Source organism: Alteromonas sp. CNT1-28 (assembly GCF_022348345.1).
Classification (GTDB): domain Bacteria; phylum Pseudomonadota; class Gammaproteobacteria; order Enterobacterales; family Alteromonadaceae; genus Alteromonas; species Alteromonas macleodii.
Genome location: NZ_JAKREZ010000006.1, coordinates 108271 through 125245, shown reverse-complemented (window position 1 = coordinate 125245; position 16975 = coordinate 108271). Strand labels below are relative to the sequence as shown.

The window sequence follows — 16975 nt, the reverse complement described above, 5'->3', positions numbered from 1 at the left end:
AGGATTATATTCCATGAAAAAGTTTGCAGTAATGTTTGTCATGGCAATGCTTTTGCCACTAACAGCATGCGCTCAAGAGCCAGCGTCTAAATGGAAAGAAGGTACCCACTATACTGTGCTTGATAAAGAAGCCACAGATAAGCCTGTTATTACTGAGTACTTCTCATTTTGGTGCCCTCACTGCTTCCAGTTCGAACCAATCGTTGCGCAAATTAAAGAAAAGAAAAGCGACGGCACGAAATTCAATAAGGTGCACGTAAACTTTATGCGTTTTACTGGACCTGAAGTTCAAGATGATGCAACTAAAGCCATGCTTATTGCGCGCGCTATGAAGCAAGAAGACGCGATGAACGGCGCTATTTTTAACTATATCCACAAGCAACGTGCATCTATCACTGGCTTGAAAGACCTTCGCAATATCTTCGTTGTGAACGGTGTAGACGGTGAAGAGTTTGACAAAATGGCCAAAAGCTTCGGCGTAAATAGCATGGTGCGCAAGAATCAACAGCAAATTGACGAGTATCGTGAGCACCTAACTGGTGTGCCAAGCTTTATTATCAACGGTAAATATCAGCCTACTTTCACTGCTGACATGACCTTCGACGACATCGCTGACCTAATCGTGTGGCTATCTGAGCAAAAATAATTTGGTTAATAACCAATACACTCATTAGACCTTGAATAATTAAATGGGCGCTCAGGCGCCCATTTTTACGCCTTGGAGCATCCCAATGTATGCAGTAAGTGACTTTGCTGACTTTATCTGTGAACTTGACCAGCTAAAAGCAGTTAAGCGCCAGATCACCCTTCCCTGTGATAACTATCGACAGGAAAACTCCGCAGAGCACAGCTGGCATGTTGCATTAATGGCAAATATGCTAAGCGAATATGCGGCTAAACCCATAGATGTGACCCGCGTTATTCGCATGATCCTTATTCACGATATTGTGGAAATTGATGCTGGCGACATGTTTGCTTTCAATCATCAAACAGATCACGACGCACAAGCCGAGAAAGAAGTAGCTGCCGCTAAGCGCATTTTTGGTTTATTGCCGAGTCCACTTAGTAGTGAAATGCTCGATTTATGGCTTGAGTTTGAAGCAGCGGAAACCGCCGATGCAGAATTTGCAAAATCAATGGACCGCGTACTTCCCGTATTTCAAAATATGAAAGACAACGGAGGAAGCTGGAAGCGTCACGGTATTGCAAGGGAGAAAATTGAGAAGCGTAATGCTCACCTTAAATCTTGCGCACCGGCTTTATGGGACTACGTTATGCAGCAGCTTGATGTGGCCGTTGAAAAAGGCTGGCTAAGTCAGTAACGACTCAGCCAGACCTGTAGTATTAATTACAACATAACGTTGTAATAGTGTATTGCAATTAGAAGCGTGTACCAATCCACATCCAGAAGCGATTGGTATCCACCTTTATATCTCCCGCATCGTAAGTACCGTACTTAATGCCAAAATTGTACTTACCTGCAAACTTCTTCGTATACTGTACATTAATTTCGCTGCCTAAGTCGTCAGCACCGTTACTGCTGTCGTCAGCGCTGAAATCGTGGTAAGCCAAAAGCCATTTACCACCGGCTAGCCCACCTGATAGAGATAACTTAAGATCTTTTAAGCCCTGTGCTGGCGTGCCCAAGAACTGATCAGTCCAACCGTTGAATTTGTGCAGCGTAGCTAGCGGCGTTGCAAACCCGTACAACCCATCGTCAGAACCTAGTATTTCGTAATCGACCTTAGCCGTCACGCCAGAAAACGTGGCTGCGACATACGCATTTAAATAAGAGGCGTCAAAGTCGGTGGCCGTTTCGCCCGCGCCAGCTTCGCTTGATTGCGTGGCAAACTCACCACCGTAAGCCCAACTCACGCTCTCACCTTTCATCTTTCCATCGTAGCTCACGCCATACGTGTCCAACGCGTTATCCGTGTCGTTGTCCACTTCTAAAAGGTAAGCGTAGGCCACAAACTTGCCAATTTTAGATGTATAAGTAGCATGAAGAATATGATCTTTAGAATCTAAATCTGCCGCCTCAGCAAAAATGCGGTTGCGTTTGTAAAGATAGCTATAGAATAGTTCTAGATTGTCTGTTGCCGCATATTTAGCGCTTACGGCATCAAAGGTCTGGCGGTCTTGTCGCCAGCCAACGTGGCCAACAAATCGATGGTCATCCAACGTAATTACTTGTCGCCCTACTCTGGCGGTAAAGTTATCCGCCTTATACTGAATAAAAGCTTGATCAACTTCGGTAGTTTCAGGGTCGGCAATGACCGAATACTCACCTACGTTAAAGCCAGTAGGCCCCACAGTAAACTCATCTTGCCCAAGTACAATACGACTGTCTTCAACCTCAGCGGTAAATGAGAAACCATTAACGCTACCCGAACTAAACCCTAGACGCGTACGCAAAGTCAGTGCACTTGCGTCTTCTAACGCATTGTCTTGATCAACAGCTTCGTAGCGTAAATTCAGATCCGCCCATGCCTTTGAATCGCTTAATGCGCTGTGAATGTCAGCGGCCATTACGCTTCCACCCAATACTGTCAAAACAGATGCTGTTAGCATCTTAATGCCAAAGTTTTTTAACGTGTTCATGTGTATTCCCTATCGGTATCGATTTTTATTAGTCAACACTTACCCAGCCAGCAGTAGAATGCTGGTTAAAAGTGATGGTTTTGGTTAGTTGGCGGAAAAGGCTTCCGCCCTAGTCAGGTGCCGATAAAGCTAGGCGGCATCTGACTTCTTAGCGTCTTTTTTTTCAGATGACACCCCGCTGGGTTTTGCTAGCTGTTGTGAATGTTTGTTAGTTGTAGGCGCTTGGTTGGCGCGTGACGAAACGGTTTCAACCTTCTTTTGTTTGTCGTAAAGGAAAGTTAAGACTTCATGTCTGTAGTGGTTGTACTGCTTGTTATCTGCAAGTGCTAATCTATCTCGCGGACGCGGCAACTCAATATCCAGAATTTCGCCAATGGTGGCTGCCGGGCCGTTATTCATCATAACAATGCGGTCTGATAGCAATACCGCTTCATCCACATCGTGAGTAATCATAATAACCGTGTTACCCAAATCAGCATGAATTTCCATTAGCGAGTCTTGAAGGTGAGCGCGAGTTAGGGCGTCTAGCGCACCGAACGGTTCATCCATTAGCAGCACTTTTGGCTCCATTGCCAACGCTCGTGCAATGCCCACTCGCTGTTTCATACCACCTGATATTTCACTGGGTAATTTATCAAGGGCGTGGGTCATGTGCACAAGCTCTAGGTTGTGCATGATCCAGTCACGCATCTCGTTTTTACTCTTGCCTCGCATGGTCGATTTTACGGCCAGCTCAACATTCTTGTATACCGTAAGCCAAGGTAATAAAGAATGGTTTTGAAAGACTACTGCGCGTTCAGGTCCAGGCTGCTTCACTTCTGCGCCATCTAAAATTACGCCGCCGGTAGTAGCTTGGTGCAAACCTGCGACGATATTCAGCACCGTTGATTTACCGCAGCCCGAATGGCCAATTAACGACACAAATTCACCTTTGCTGATTTTAAGATTTACATCTTGAAGCGCAGTAAATGGCCCCTTCGGTGTGGGGAAGTCGATACCCACCTGCTCTAACTCTAAGTGTTTAGTGTGCATAAAATTCTCCTCAAAATTAGCGTAGTACGCTCGACTTGTCCCAGCTTACAGCGCGCTGAATCGATAACATTAGGCGGTCTAGCACAAAGCCAATAGCGCCAATGGTGAGCACTGCGACCATGATTCTCGCTAGCGACTCTGAACTTCCGTTTTGGAATTCATCCCACACAAACTTTCCTAGGCCCGGGTTTTGGGCAAGCATTTCTGCCGCAATCAGTACCATCCAGCCAATACCAAGCGACAATCTAAGTCCTGTAAAAATCATGGGGATAGAAGATGGAAGTACTATTTTGGTGAGATGAGCAAACGGCGTAAGGCGCAATACCTTACTTACGTTGATTAGGTCCTTATCAATATTTGATACGCCTACTGCGGTGTTAATAAGGGTTGGCCATAAACAACAAAGCGAAACCGTAAAAGCAGAGGTCACGAATGATTTAGAAAAGGCCGGCTCATCGCTGACATAAAGGGCACTTACCACCATAGTCACCAGCGGCAGCCATGCCAATGGAGACACAGGCTTAAACAACTGGATAAGTGGATTTATTGCGGTGTAAGCAGATTTACTTAGACCACATAGTATACCCACGGGAACCGCCACGACTGATGCAATTAAGAATCCAACCATGACGGTGTAAAGGCTTGTCCATATCTGATCAAAAAACGTTGGCGCACCGGTGAATTCTCTAATTTTTGGCTGATAAGTAGGGTCCTGCGCTACACGCGCTGCATTTCTTGCTTCTTGACGTTGATAGAAAGCGTCTGCTTTTTCGCGCTGTGCAATATGCTCGTCAATTAACGCACCGGCTTGCTCAAAAACTTGTGCGGGCCCTGGAAACTGCCCCAGCGACGTGTCGATACTTTTTGCTACACCATTCCAAATGGCCAAAAACATCAGCAAGCCAATAACAGGCAGCAGCAACGCAGGCGTGGATTGATATAAACGGCTCAACAAAGAGTTGGCGTTTGACGGCGACGATGGAAGGCGAAGAATGGTTGTCATCTTGCTCATTGCTTGCTCCTGACACTTGATGTGCGCTTTTGCGCTGTTTATGCCCCGCCCTAGTTAGAACTGAAGGCAGGGCCATTAAATCAGACACTTACAGTACAGTGTCACCCTTCAGACCAATCTTAAATTGCTCTAAGTAAGCGTTAGGCTTGCTTCCGTCAAACGTCACGCCATCAATGAATTCGCTCTGAGGTGGCTTGTAGCCGGTTTCCGTCCCAAACTCTGGAAAGTCAGACGCCTTAGCTTTACCTTCGGCAATCAACGCTTTAGCAGCCTGAGCATAAACCTCTGGTTTATAAACTTTTTTGGCTGTCTCTTTATACCAATCGTCAGACTTAGCCTCTGAAATTTGACCCCAGCGGCGCATTTGTGTGAGGTACCAAATAGCATCACTGTAGTATGGGTAAGTGGCGTTGTAGCGGAAGAACACATTAAAATCAGGCACGTCGCGCTTGTCATCTTTCTCGTATTCGAAAGTGCCTGTCATGCTGTTAGCCAGTACGTCTTCATCTGCACCTACGTAGTTACTTTTAGCAAGAATCTTTACCGCTTCAGGACGGTTAGCATTGTCGTTTTCATCCAGCCACATTGCCGCTCGAATTAGGGCTTTAACCACGCGAATGTGCGTATTTGGGTATTTGTCAGCCCAGCCCTGGCTTACGCCGAACACTTTTTCAGGGTTATTTTTCCAAATTTCGTAGTCGGTGATCACAGGTACACCAATACCTTTAAACACAGCCTGTTGATTCCATGGCTCGCCTACGCAGTAGCCATAGATGGTGCCAGCTTCCATCGTCGCTGGCATTTGCGGTGGGGGAGTGACTGACAACAGTGCCTGAGCGTCAATTTGGCCCGCGGTATCGCCTTTATGCGGCGCATAATATCCAGGGTGAATTCCACCTGCCGCAAGCCAATAGCGTAACTCGTAGTTGTGTGTAGAAACTGGAAATACCATTCCCATGTTGAACGGCTTTCCAGCGTTGCGGTATTCATCAACCACTGGCTTTAAATAATCAGCTTTAATAGGATGAACTGGCTTGCCATTTTCCTGTGGAATATGGGCCTTCATTTTGTCCCAAATTTCATTAGAAACGGTAATTCCATTACCATTGAGGTCCATACTGAACGCTGTTACCACATGCGATTCCGTGCCGAAGCCAATGGTTGCACCAAGGGGCTGGCCAGCCAGCATATGAGCGCCATCTAATTGGCCGTCGATTACGCGATCAAGCAGCACTTTCCAGTTAGCTTGTGCTTCCAATGTAACGTAGAGGCCCTCATCTTCAAAAAAGCCTTTTTCGTACGCCACAGCAAGCGGTGCCATATCAGTGAGCTTGATAAAACCAAACTTAAGTTCTTCCTTCTCAGGCCAGCCTACCGCTGGCGCTTGTGCTGCCACACTCGCAGAAAAACTTGCTACAGAGACGGCAAGTGCTGCACATACTCCAGCACTCGCCGTTCGAAAGCGTTTTAGCAGTGATGTTGTCTTTAACCCAGTCATACGTGTTCCTCGTAGCCAAAAAAAAACCCACCAGCGTACGACGTTTAACCGTCGAGCATGGTGGGCTTCGTTGCCGTGTTTGTAATATCGGAGTTCTTACAAACGCATCAAGTTGTTAATGGTAAGTCAGGAATTCCCGCTCACACACCTCATCTTTAAGGGAGGTTTATTAAAAGCTTTAGCTTATAAAACCATCTTTATTTTTTATTATTATGCACTTGCCATAAATGCCGGAGATGATGATGCTTCCTTACCGTTCTCCGCTGAATCCTATTTGTTTACCCTATGGTAAGTGTTGTGCACTCCACTCTGCCATCGCATTTGTGTTTGCACCCGTTGCTTTGTACAGCAACGTTGTTGTTGCACGGATTAATTAGCACCCATCGTGCCAGAAATGTAAGCCATTAAAATTTATGAACATTTACACTATTGAGGTAAGAGAAAAGTGAGAATGAATTAGTTTTGGTGCACCAAAACAGGGGGGGTGTTCAACCTTGGTGCGCGAAAGCAGATACCAAGGTTGAACAAATATGGCCAATGACTAAAGCAGTCTGATTGTGTCGCTAATTTTCTAGAGGCGTTTAGTAAATTGCCCGATAGCGTTTACCACTTCATTGGCACCGCTTTGGATTTCGCTCATTGCTTTGCCTGACTGCGTTGAATACTCTAAGGCTTCGCGCGCTTTTTCCTGACCAGCTTCAATTAACTGAACTGCATTTTCTGTTAACTTTCTGTTTTCTACGACAACGTTTACGATTTCTTCAGTTGCACTACTGGTTCGCGACGCTAGCTGCCTGACTTCATCGGCTACTACCGCGAAACCACGCCCTTGATCGCCTGCACGTGCAGCTTCAATAGCAGCGTTAAGCGCCAATAAATTAGTTTGGTCGGCAATTCCGCTAATACTTTTAACCAAGTCCGCAACTTTTTGGGATTGCTCATCAAGGTCCTTAATACCTTCACTCGCATTACCCATCTGTTTCGTTAATTCGTTCATCGCCTTAACCGTAGAATCGAGCACTTGGTTTCCCTTACGTGCTTGCTCTCCAGTTTCTTGCGAAATATTGAATGCAACGTTGGCGGCTTCAGAAATGGCGAACTCCCGCTTCATTTGCTCTGTAATTACCGTTGCAAATTTCACTACTTTATAAAGCTGACCATCTTCGTTTCTGATGGGGTTATATGACGCTTCTAGCCACACTTCATTCCCTCGGCTATCAATGCGTTTGTAGCGTCCAGATTCTAACTGTCCTTGCGCTAACCCACGCCAAAATTGTTTATATTCTTCCGAGTTCGCCTCTTGCTCTGTGCAAAAGATCCTATGATGCTTTCCAACTATTTGCTCCAGCTTGTAGCCCGTGCCTTTCAAAAAGTTTTCGTTGGCTTTTATGATGGTGCCATCAAGGTTGAACTCAATAACAGCAGAAGAGCGATGAAGCGCGGCAATCATATCTCTAAGCTCATTACTGTAAGAAATATTGCGCGTTTGCTCTGCCATATAGAAAGAAATACACTTCACATTTCCATAGGCGTCATCTATGGGCTGTATGATTCCTCTTACCCAAATCTCATGGCCTTTTGCATTATTAAAGCTAACTGCGCCATGCCAATGACGATGATTTTTAACAGCGCCTAGCATATCTTGAACGTCCGATTTCTTAAGCGATTTCGGGTCCATTTGGCTTTCAAGGGACTTCCCTTCTAGCTCTGAAATCTTAAATCCTGTTGCTTGAGTACATAGATCATTAATTGCACGTATACGTCCATCTGCATTCAACTCAATGTACAACATTTCTTCACGAAGCTCTTCCTTAACCGTTTGATATGCCGCCAGTTCCTTTTCCAAACGTTGGTTTTCGGCTATCAACTCTTTATTTTTGAAAAACATCCTGCGCTCCTAATGAACTTCGTTTCACGCATTATTTATCAGCCGACTTAGCTCATAACGAAGCCCCCCTGACAAAATAGGCACTGGCGTATCACACTGAAATACGGTTAGTTGTCTGAAACGATAAGCTAGTTTTTGTTGGTTTTGATTAAAGATAGCAGAGGAAATGAAGTTTATTGATGTTTCACACAAATAAAACTGAAGTTTTTTTGTTCAATAAAGATTAGAGATAGCCCAGTTTGGGGATTGACATAAACCCGCCTCTTTTTACTATACAAAAATACTCATGGCAGCGATGAAAACACGCAGCGATTCCGGCCGTCCGTTTTGGCGTCGTACAAAGCTTTATCAGCGGTATTAAGGATCGAAGTTAACGTCCAGTTGTGGTGATTAACGAAATTGACCGTTGCAACGCCCAAACTTGCGGTAATTACGGGTGAAACTGTGCTCTTGCTGTGCTCTATCCCTAATGATTCTATCGCATCTCGAATCTCTTCAGCTTTCACCTTCGCGCCTTTCTCATCGGTATTGGGCAAAATCGCTACGAACTCCTCACCACCGTATCGAGCACAAAAATCAGTGTTACGGGTAATGACTTCATTAAGCCCAATAGCGACGGCTTTCAGGCATTCATCCCCTTTAGGGTGACCATAATTGTCATTGTAAAGTTTGAAACTATCGACATCCAAGATAACTACCGTCAACGGCCAGTCATACCGTTTTGACATCGCTATTACCTTTTCCATTTCCATTTCAAATGCCCGTCGGTTTGGGATGTTAGTCAGCGGATCGCTAAGTGACAAACGAATCAATTCGGTTTCTTGGCTCTTTACTCTCTCAAAATACAGTGCGAAGGTTTTAGCCAGGCGAGATATCTCGTCACTGCCTTCGAAGCTTGCTACTTCTTCACTATTTTTTTCAACCAAGTTGGTTAAAGCAATTAAACGCAGAATAATACGTTTGTAGATATAGAAGATGATGGCGCAACAAATAATCATCACAATTAATGAAAGTGCCAATGACAGGGTTATTTGTTTGGACACAGCTTGGTTGGCAGACAATGCGTAAAAAGAGGTGTCTTTTGTGATTGAAGATGCTCTAAACTCAATATTTGACGCGACTTCTTCAGCCAAGTGCTCAACAAAACTGCCTCGCCCTCTTGAACGTCCACGAATGCGCATGACATTAGCTTGTTTATCAATCATGCCCCATTTACCTAATACCCCCTCCTCTAGCGCACTTACCAGTTCGCTGCTGCGCTTGTCGAGCGTTGTCGCCTCACGCAAGGAAGCGATGCTTTCTTCAATATTGTCCTCTAACTTGCGTAACTCATGCAGTTGGAACTGCTGATTTATTTGGGCAATTTGTAATATCAGAGGAACCAGCGTTTGAGAAGATTGAATACCCACATACTGCGATTTATTGTCTTCAAAAATATTGTTCAAGTAAGTAAATAGTACTTCCCTTTCTACCCGCACTTCTTTTTCGACATCAATCCGCTGACGCACTAATGCGTTTAGTTCTTCTATTTCTAATGTAAGTACATTCAGCTGCGTCGCTAAGTACTTGTCTCCTTGCTCAAGCTTCAAATTGGAGGAATCCAGGCGCTCTATCGTTTCATCCAACTGGGTTTTGACGATACGCCGAGACGATTGGCTCTCAGACGATGTTAATCGCGCAGTAAGTGAAATTAAGTGCTGAACTTCACGCGTAATTTCAGTAGCTTGGCTAAGAGTGGGGATAGAAGACGAGGTGATATCGTCAAGTACTTTTCGCACGTCATTTAAACGCAGCAGCGACAAAACCAGTATCAAAAGAAAAAATCCCATCACACTGCATTGTGCAATGATAAACAGATACAAGGTCTTTTTCTTATGCTGCATCTGATCAACCGCCTTTTGCCATATTTATTATGCGGTTATCAGTTTTAGGCTTTATATCGTATTGATTGACGATGGCCTGCATCACAAGGTCAGATATTTGAGGGGGACGTGTACTCAAGGCCGGACGCTTTTCGGTATTCTTTAACGCATAGAAACCGTCTCCGCCATTAGCCAGAAAGTTACTTGTAGCCAGCGAATAGGTTTTCGACTTATCTATTCGCTTTCCATTAATGGTGACATTTTTTACTCGTTGAAGCACTTTCGCTGAAGGGTCGAAACTATAAGACATACCCGATACATGAGGAAAACCGCCTTTTAAATTTTGATATTGCGAAAGCCCCTCTTCCAGAGCTTGAATTAACTGAGCGCCAGTTATATCCAAAGCCACAACATGCGCGCGAAACGGCATTTCGGTGACAATATCTTGCCGAGTAATTGGTGTACCTGCCGTATATTGTTTGTTGCCTCGGATACTGCCTCCGTTTATCAAGGCAATTTCAGTATTGGCATAGCGTTTAATGGTATCCGCGACAAAGTTTACAAAAGGATTCTCTTCACTTCTCACTTCTTTGCGCGCAGTCGAAACGGCAATCTTCCATTCGCCAATTTGGATATTTAACAACCGTTTTAGGCGCGCTTCATACTCAATGAGTTGCTCGTTTAACTCAGCATCAGCCTCTATATCTTCTAACGGCTGTTCTATATACGACGTTGCTTGCCACCCAGCATTTTTCACAAAACTAGCAACGACAGCGGTTCCCTGCTGTGTCAGTACCATACTATTAGGATGACGCGTAGTTTCGAGCATATTTTTCTCGTCCAAGCGACTGTCTGTTATAAAAGCGACATCAATAATACGTTTGTTCAGCATGGTATTAATAAAAGGGAACGGGTAGGAATAGTGCAGCAAAATAATATCTGCGCCTTGCTGTCGCAATCTTTTAGACTCCTCCATGATGGCTTTTTGAGGAGGCGTTATAGCAATATCAGATAATTGGTACTCTTCTATCACTCTCTCATGTAGAACTGATATAACACCAAGAGTTAATTCTTCTTTTTCTACAATCACAGAAGTGTGCAGGCCATCAGGGGAACGCCCCACTCGGTTGTCTATTACGTTGCTGGCTACCAATGGAAAGGCTGCTTCATAAGAACGAAGAGATAATTCATCCTCATAAAAACTAAATTCTCTCTTTGTGACCCCCATCACATCTGGCTCAAGGGAATTGAGAATATCAATAATGTGGGAGCCACGGTCAAACGAGGATAGCGCGCTCGGTCCAATTGAACCGCCGCCGAAAATGAAAAAGACGGTATCACTATTTTGCCGCTGCTGTTTTACGAGGGTCTGTAGATTTGCTTAACGCCCTGTGCGGGAATCACTTATATTAGGCATATCTGCGGTTAGAACGAAAGTTACCCTAGAGGTTATAACCTGTTCTCGATTTTCAGATACAGCATAACCTGCTCGAAATAAGAGCGACAGGCTAACTAAAAAGACGAGCCATTGCGTGATTCGCATAACACCACTTAAGGAAACTTTGCTAATACTATTAACAAGTATAGCAACGATTAAGTCAATGCGACGATTGACTATTTTTCCTCTATCAAGAGGGTTTTACGCCCCCCCGCAGTTAAACTTCTATTTATTAGACAGGTAACACGGGCTATCTGACCAATACAAGAGACGTGTGATCTTTGACGGAGTTAAACGGTTATTGCACCAAACGATTAAAACGGCGTTGCGCTTTTATCGCGCTGTGCCCAAAGCTGCCTTGCCTGGGACAGGGCATCTGCAACATCACACTTTTGTAGCAGTACCAAATAGCTGGCAAGTGTGCTTAAGATGGCTTGTTCACCGTAAAGGCTATTCGCGTTACCCGCCCACACATCAAGCATGTCGTTGACGTTCATGTCTTTATCTTTAAGCGCCCATTTGTCAGCAACCACCGGCATTATTACTTCTTCGGTCTCACCATTTCGGGTAATAAATAGCTCAGTTTCCCGCTCACCATTAACTTCAGGATCTCCGCCATCACCACGAAAGCAAAGCGCATCTATAGATGGATAATTCTCATTAACGCGGCAGTGTTTGTGGTCAAGGTGCATATGGTAAACGCCCTGTACGCAAAATTGTGCAGCGGTGGGATTCAACAACCTTGCGAGGGTGTTAGCGCATGAACGCAGGCCAAATACCTCACGAAGCTTAATAATTGTGTCGAGCGCAGGCAGCAAATAAGACAAATCAAGGTAAGTCACCCCTTTATCCGTTAACTGCTGTTTGGCATCTTCAATACTGCTAACTTCAAACAGGCCCAATTGGGGTAACGCTATACTTGCATAAAGGCGTCCCGAACCCGGTTCATGCGCACCGTGGAGCATAACCGAGTAACCATTGTTGGCTAGAACCGCTACGGCCAATAAGTACCACGGTAACTGGCGACGCTTTCCCGCGTAGCAGCCAATATCTAACGTGGGGGTGAGGGTTTTAACTTCTGGCTCTATCAGCTCTCTGCATGCATCGACAAAGCCAATAACTTCTTCTGGTGTTTCTTCACGGGTACGCAGCAACATAAGAAATGCACCGCGTTGATCGCCTGTCACTTCATTGGCCAATACCATTTTCATGGCATGATAAGCCTCATCACGGGTAAGGCTACGCCCCCCTTTTTGACCTTTTCCAATAATTTTTATGTATTCACTAAATGGTTGCTGCATGCTTGGATGAATGTAATAGAAGAGTATTTACCTGTTGACGAGACTCTACCACCTTTCCAAATATAAGTAACGTAGGCCCCGTTAAATTTGCTGCTTCTACCTTGCTATGAATATCGGCAAGCACGCCAGTAATCACGCGCTGTTCGGGCGAAGTGGCATTTTCAATTGCCGCTACTGGCCATGTGGTTGGCACGTTGTGATGAATCAAGCCTTTGCATAGCCCTTCAAGTCGGCTTAGCCCCATATAAACCACCATGGTTTGCTTCAATACATTTTGCGCCATGGGTGCCATCTCTGGCCATTGATCCACGTCCTTAAAATGTGCGGTCATAAAACTCACCGACTGAGCACAACGCCTGTCGGTTAAAGGGATCCCCGTATAGGCTGACACACCCGATGCTGCCGTAATACCAGGAACAATAGCAAAAGGAATGTTGGCTTTTGTGAGTGCATCGGTTTCTTCGCAGGTTCTTGCAAATAGGGCTGGGTCACCGCCTTTTAACCGCACGACAGTGTGACCGTTGCTTGCCAATTCAACCACTCGCTTGCATATAGCGTCTTGGGTAAAGCTATGCTTTTTGCAGCGCTTCCCTACATATTCTTTCACCACTTTAGAGGGAATTAGCGCGAGAATATCTTCGCTGACTAAAGCGTCGAACAGCACGACATCGGCTTGTTGCAGAAGACGAAACGCTTTTAACGTAAGTAACTCGGCATCACCAGGACCAGCACCGACGATGAACACCTGCCCTTGTTTATGACCTTCAGTTTGCCTGTTTGCTAACTTCAACCACTTGCCAAAGTATGAATGCTTAGCTGGAGCTTTTGGATTATCGGAGCGCTGGCGCGTCGTCACGGTCGTGACCGAGGTAGAAATAGCATCGCGATAAAAGAGGTTTAACAAAGGTTTCTGCGGTTTAAATAAGGTGCGCAAAAACGGTAACGACCAACTAGATGCAATTGACATGATTTAACGCTCCTAAACAGAATGAATTTCAATGACTAAATGCTTGTCTATCAGCTGAGACAAGGCGGGCTTGCACGAGCCACAATTCGTACCACACTTTAATGCTTCACCAAGCTCTGCCACCGAACTACAGCCTTCTTCGATGGCATGTGTAATGGTTTTTTCGCGCACTTCAAAGCAGCTACAAACTACATCACCATTTAAAAATGCGTCGTCTACTTGGCCTCGTAATAAATTGCGCTGTATGTCTGTGGAAACTGATGTGTTGAGAAGGCTGGCGAGCCATTCGTTAGGTACTGACCATGTGCTTTTTGAATGTGGCGCTGCCTGCGCTGTTGTATGTGCGGTTGCTGGTGCCCTTTCAGCCTTTTCTGGCTCATCGCCTAAAAACGCCGCGAAACAAAGAGTATCATCGACAAGCGCAAGGCATACTGAGTATGTATGATGATGAAACTGCAATAGCACCGCGTTTTGCGGCAGCAGAGGTATCAACGCTTGTGTAAAATCTCGACGACCTTTGTTTGAAGCAACGTTCAATACTGATAATGCTGCATCCGAGTTATTTACAGGTGAAGTCGCCTCTGTGCTTTCAAGCGGTGTCGTATTCCAGTAATCACACGCATGCTTTAGTACGTCTTCACTAAAGGGATTAAGTTTTGAATTATGTGCTGACTGGTTTACTGATGAAACAAAGAGCTTGCCGTAGGTAGCGAAATGAGCAGGCGCGATAGCTACCGCAGCGTGTTTTAACTCTGGCTGCCCTGAAATAGGATCTACCGCGCTGGCGTAAAGTGCGCCTAGTTTACTGTGCGACCCCCATTGCGCCGACCAATGAATGGGAATGAATACTTCCCCTTTGCGCATATCCGTATCCATTTTTACCGGGTAGATAACTGGGGCGTCTTTACATACTGCACTTGAAAGAGAAACGAGATCTCCGCTTTCAACGCCCAATTCAGCAGCGTCTTTAGGGTTGATATGCACGTTAGCACTTGGCATATGAGCAAGTAACTTTGCCGCTTTACCCGTGCGCGTCATGGTATGCCACTGATCTCGCGCTCGCCCGCTGTTCACAACAAAAGGATAAGCGTCTGATGTCACCTGCAATGGCGCTTTGTAAGTTACGGGAATAAGCCTAGCCTTGGCGTTGGGTGTTGAAAACTGCTTGTCTTCAAAAGGACGTTTACTGGTAAGACTAGGTTGAGAATTAGAACTGGCCGTATTCTCAGCTTTTGTAACTGCTTGAAAGGGCCACTGCAAAGGCGATAGCCCATTGTACTGAGCTTCACTTAACGCTTGTAAAGGTGACAGGTCTAACTGCCGCTTACCGTTATTTTGATAGCCGGTTAGCCCAGCGTATTCGCAGAATATTTGTGACGGATGGGTAAAATTAAATGCCTCGCCAAAGCCCATTTTACCCGCCACTTCGCACAGTATTTGCCAATCGTGTTTTGCACTACCTGGTGGAGGCAATATACCGCGCTGACGTGAAATACGGCGCTCTGAGTTTGTCACCGTGCCGTCTTTTTCCGACCACCCCGAGGCTGGAAGGGCAATGTGCGCGTAGTTAAGCGTATCGTTAGATTCAACAATATCAGACACCACCACCATGTCACATTTAGAAAGTGCGCGTTCAACTTGACCGCGATTTGGCATACTGACAACGGGGTTAGTCCCCATTATCCAAACGAACTTTACCTTTCCACTCTCAATAGCATTAAACAAATCAACTGCTTTAAGCCCCTGCCCTTTGGGCATAACAGGGGCATTCCAATAGGTTTTGACAGCGCTGATATGCTCAGGGTTTTCAAGGTCCATATGTGCAGCTAGCATATTGGCTAACCCACCAACTTCACGCCCTCCCATGGCATTGGGCTGGCCAGTAATTGAAAACGGGCCACAACCGTCTTTAGCAATTAAATCCATTGCTAAATGACAGTTGATAATGGCTTGGGCTTTATCCACACCAGCAGAAGACTGGTTTACGCCCATAGAATAAAAAGTAATTACGCTAGAGGCTTCGCAAAAGGCATCAAAGAAGGCCTTAATGCTGTTAATGTCCAGGTCGCATACTTCAGCAACGTCATCTAACGTTAGGGCATTTGCACTTTTGAGCGTTTCATCAAGCCCCTCGGCATAGCTCTCAACAATGGATTTGTTTATACGACCTTGTGCGTTTGCATAGCTGAGTAAACCGTTAAATAGGGCTACGTCGCTACCCGGTTTTATAGGAAGGTGTAAATCGGCAATGGTACAGGTTTCGGTTTTGCGTGGGTCAACAACAATGACCTTCATATTCGGATTTTTCAGCTTTGCTCGCTGAATGCGTTGAAAAAGCACTGGGTGCGCCCACGCCGCATTACTTCCGGTGATCACCAGTAAATCTGTACATTCTAGGTCGGTGTAATCGCAAGGCACTACATCTTCACCGAACGCACGCTTGTACGCGGCAACGGCTGATGACATACATAGGCGTGAATTCGTATCGATATTGGCACTGCCGATGTAACCTTTCATAAGCTTATTGGCAATGTAATAGTCTTCGGTGAGAAGCTGACCTGATACATAAAAAGCAACGGCATCCGCGCCATACTGCGCAATGGTAGAGGTGATCTTATCCGCAATCACATCGGTGGCCGTGTCCCAATCCACCGATTGACCTGCCATAGTTGGGTGAAGCAAACGTCCGTTTACGTCGTTTGTTTCAAGCAGGTTTGTTCCTTTAACACACAATCTTCCATAATTGGCGGGATGCTCTGGCGTGCCTTTAACAGTGTCCAGGGTTATGGCACGCGGGCTTACGTTGCAACTGATATCTACACCACACCCTACGCCGCAGTATGGGCATGTTGTTTGTCTTAATTGTTCAGACATCATGTCGGGTTGTCGTGTAGGCATATTCATTTCATTACCTTTTTCGGTTTCACAGCTTTTGAATGCATTTTGCTAAAAGGCTTTATTCATGTGGGCGTATAAAAAAGACAGTTTGCTTAAACGCCGACAAAAACCTTTTCGCCCTCTACCTTCACAGCGTAAGCCGTGACGGAAACATCGTCGTGTTCTTTACACAGCCCGGTTTCTAAAAAGTAATGCTCTTTGTATAGAGGCGAAGCAACAACAGGCGCACCGCCTATCGACCCTAGAAGCCCGCGATAGAGTACGTTTGCTTTACCAATAGGGTCGTAGTTACTAATGGCGAAAACCTGGGTTTCGCCGTTTATCTTCAAACTGAAAATTGCCACTTGCTGTGAGTCGACAAGGGCGCAAACCCCACTGTTTGTCACTAAGTCGTTCGTCTCACAAACATAGTGCCATTGCACTTGCTGTGGTTCTGACGCCATTACATTTTGCGCTGCTGACATAATTTGATTCTCCT

General features: G+C 45.4%; 13 protein-coding genes. 2 read left to right on the top strand and 11 right to left on the bottom strand.

The window, feature by feature from the left end; translation table 11 throughout:
- The first annotated feature begins 13 nt into the window (after positions 1-13).
- Positions 14-646, top strand: coding sequence for a thiol:disulfide interchange protein DsbA/DsbL (locus MHN02_RS05315; protein ID WP_014948248.1), 633 nt, complete (start codon positions 14-16; stop codon positions 644-646).
- A gap of 85 nt (positions 647-731) precedes the next feature.
- A complete protein-coding gene (locus MHN02_RS05310; protein ID WP_014948247.1) occupies positions 732-1322 on the top strand; it encodes an HD domain-containing protein in 591 nt (196 codons plus the stop codon).
- A gap of 58 nt (positions 1323-1380) precedes the next feature.
- Here the strand turns inward: MHN02_RS05310 and MHN02_RS05305 are convergent, their stop codons facing one another.
- The 11 genes from MHN02_RS05305 to nirD form a co-directional block, all read right to left on the bottom strand.
- Positions 1381-2601, bottom strand: a complete 1221-nt coding sequence (locus MHN02_RS05305; RefSeq protein WP_014948246.1) for an alginate export family protein — start codon at positions 2599-2601, stop codon at positions 1381-1383.
- Positions 2602-2730: 129 nt separating this feature from the next.
- Complete coding sequence (locus MHN02_RS05300) at positions 2731-3633, bottom strand: ABC transporter ATP-binding protein (RefSeq protein ID WP_014975666.1); 903 nt, start codon at positions 3631-3633, stop codon at positions 2731-2733.
- Between the two features lie 16 nt (positions 3634-3649).
- The gene (locus MHN02_RS05295) at positions 3650-4645 is read right to left on the bottom strand and encodes an ABC transporter permease (RefSeq protein WP_039224486.1); all 996 of its coding nucleotides are present in this window, start codon (positions 4643-4645) and stop codon (positions 3650-3652) included.
- 88 nt (positions 4646-4733) lie between these two features.
- A complete protein-coding gene (locus tag MHN02_RS05290; RefSeq protein ID WP_239244930.1) occupies positions 4734-6143 on the bottom strand; it encodes a CmpA/NrtA family ABC transporter substrate-binding protein in 1410 nt (469 codons plus the stop codon).
- Positions 6144-6714: 571 nt separating this feature from the next.
- Positions 6715-8031, bottom strand: coding sequence for a methyl-accepting chemotaxis protein (locus MHN02_RS05285; protein ID WP_239244928.1), 1317 nt, complete (start codon positions 8029-8031; stop codon positions 6715-6717).
- 284 nt (positions 8032-8315) lie between these two features.
- Positions 8316-9914, bottom strand: coding sequence for a GGDEF domain-containing protein (locus MHN02_RS05280; RefSeq protein WP_239244926.1), 1599 nt, complete (start codon positions 9912-9914; stop codon positions 8316-8318).
- Between the two features lie 4 nt (positions 9915-9918).
- Complete coding sequence (locus MHN02_RS05275) at positions 9919-11121, bottom strand: 5'-nucleotidase C-terminal domain-containing protein (protein ID WP_239244924.1); 1203 nt, start codon at positions 11119-11121, stop codon at positions 9919-9921.
- A gap of 524 nt (positions 11122-11645) precedes the next feature.
- Entirely contained in the window at positions 11646-12632 is a 987-nt protein-coding gene (locus MHN02_RS05270) for a glycosyl transferase family protein (RefSeq protein ID WP_239244922.1), read from the bottom strand.
- The gene (cobA, locus tag MHN02_RS05265) at positions 12616-13599 is read right to left on the bottom strand and encodes a uroporphyrinogen-III C-methyltransferase (protein WP_075175959.1); all 984 of its coding nucleotides are present in this window, start codon (positions 13597-13599) and stop codon (positions 12616-12618) included. Before cobA ends, MHN02_RS05270 begins: the two co-directional genes overlap by 17 nt.
- Before the next feature lie 12 nt (positions 13600-13611).
- Complete coding sequence (locus MHN02_RS05260; protein WP_239244920.1) at positions 13612-16503, bottom strand: nitrate reductase; 2892 nt, start codon at positions 16501-16503, stop codon at positions 13612-13614.
- Between the two features lie 86 nt (positions 16504-16589).
- Entirely contained in the window at positions 16590-16961 is a 372-nt protein-coding gene (gene nirD / locus MHN02_RS05255) for a nitrite reductase small subunit NirD (protein WP_014975661.1), read from the bottom strand.
- Positions 16962-16975 lie beyond the last annotated feature (14 nt).

What these genes read in the sequence shown, in the direction of transcription:
- MHN02_RS05315 (WP_014948248.1), top strand. Translation starts at nt 14, where the DNA reads ATGAAAAAGTTTGCAGTAATGTTTGTCATGGCAATGCTTTTGCCACTA.
- MHN02_RS05310 (WP_014948247.1), top strand. Translation starts at nt 732, where the DNA reads ATGTATGCAGTAAGTGACTTTGCTGACTTTATCTGTGAACTTGACCAG.
- MHN02_RS05305 (WP_014948246.1), bottom strand. Translation starts at nt 2,601, where the DNA reads ATGAACACGTTAAAAAACTTTGGCATTAAGATGCTAACAGCATCTGTT.
- MHN02_RS05300 (WP_014975666.1), bottom strand. Translation starts at nt 3,633, where the DNA reads ATGCACACTAAACACTTAGAGTTAGAGCAGGTGGGTATCGACTTCCCC.
- MHN02_RS05295 (WP_039224486.1), bottom strand. Translation starts at nt 4,645, where the DNA reads ATGAGCAAGATGACAACCATTCTTCGCCTTCCATCGTCGCCGTCAAAC.
- MHN02_RS05290 (WP_239244930.1), bottom strand. Translation starts at nt 6,143, where the DNA reads ATGACTGGGTTAAAGACAACATCACTGCTAAAACGCTTTCGAACGGCG.
- MHN02_RS05285 (WP_239244928.1), bottom strand. Translation starts at nt 8,031, where the DNA reads ATGTTTTTCAAAAATAAAGAGTTGATAGCCGAAAACCAACGTTTGGAA.
- MHN02_RS05280 (WP_239244926.1), bottom strand. Translation starts at nt 9,914, where the DNA reads ATGCAGCATAAGAAAAAGACCTTGTATCTGTTTATCATTGCACAATGC.
- MHN02_RS05275 (WP_239244924.1), bottom strand. Translation starts at nt 11,121, where the DNA reads ATGGGGGTCACAAAGAGAGAATTTAGTTTTTATGAGGATGAATTATCT.
- MHN02_RS05270 (WP_239244922.1), bottom strand. Translation starts at nt 12,632, where the DNA reads ATGCAGCAACCATTTAGTGAATACATAAAAATTATTGGAAAAGGTCAA.
- cobA (WP_075175959.1), bottom strand. Translation starts at nt 13,599, where the DNA reads ATGTCAATTGCATCTAGTTGGTCGTTACCGTTTTTGCGCACCTTATTT.
- MHN02_RS05260 (WP_239244920.1), bottom strand. Translation starts at nt 16,503, where the DNA reads ATGAATATGCCTACACGACAACCCGACATGATGTCTGAACAATTAAGA.
- nirD (WP_014975661.1), bottom strand. Translation starts at nt 16,961, where the DNA reads ATGTCAGCAGCGCAAAATGTAATGGCGTCAGAACCACAGCAAGTGCAA.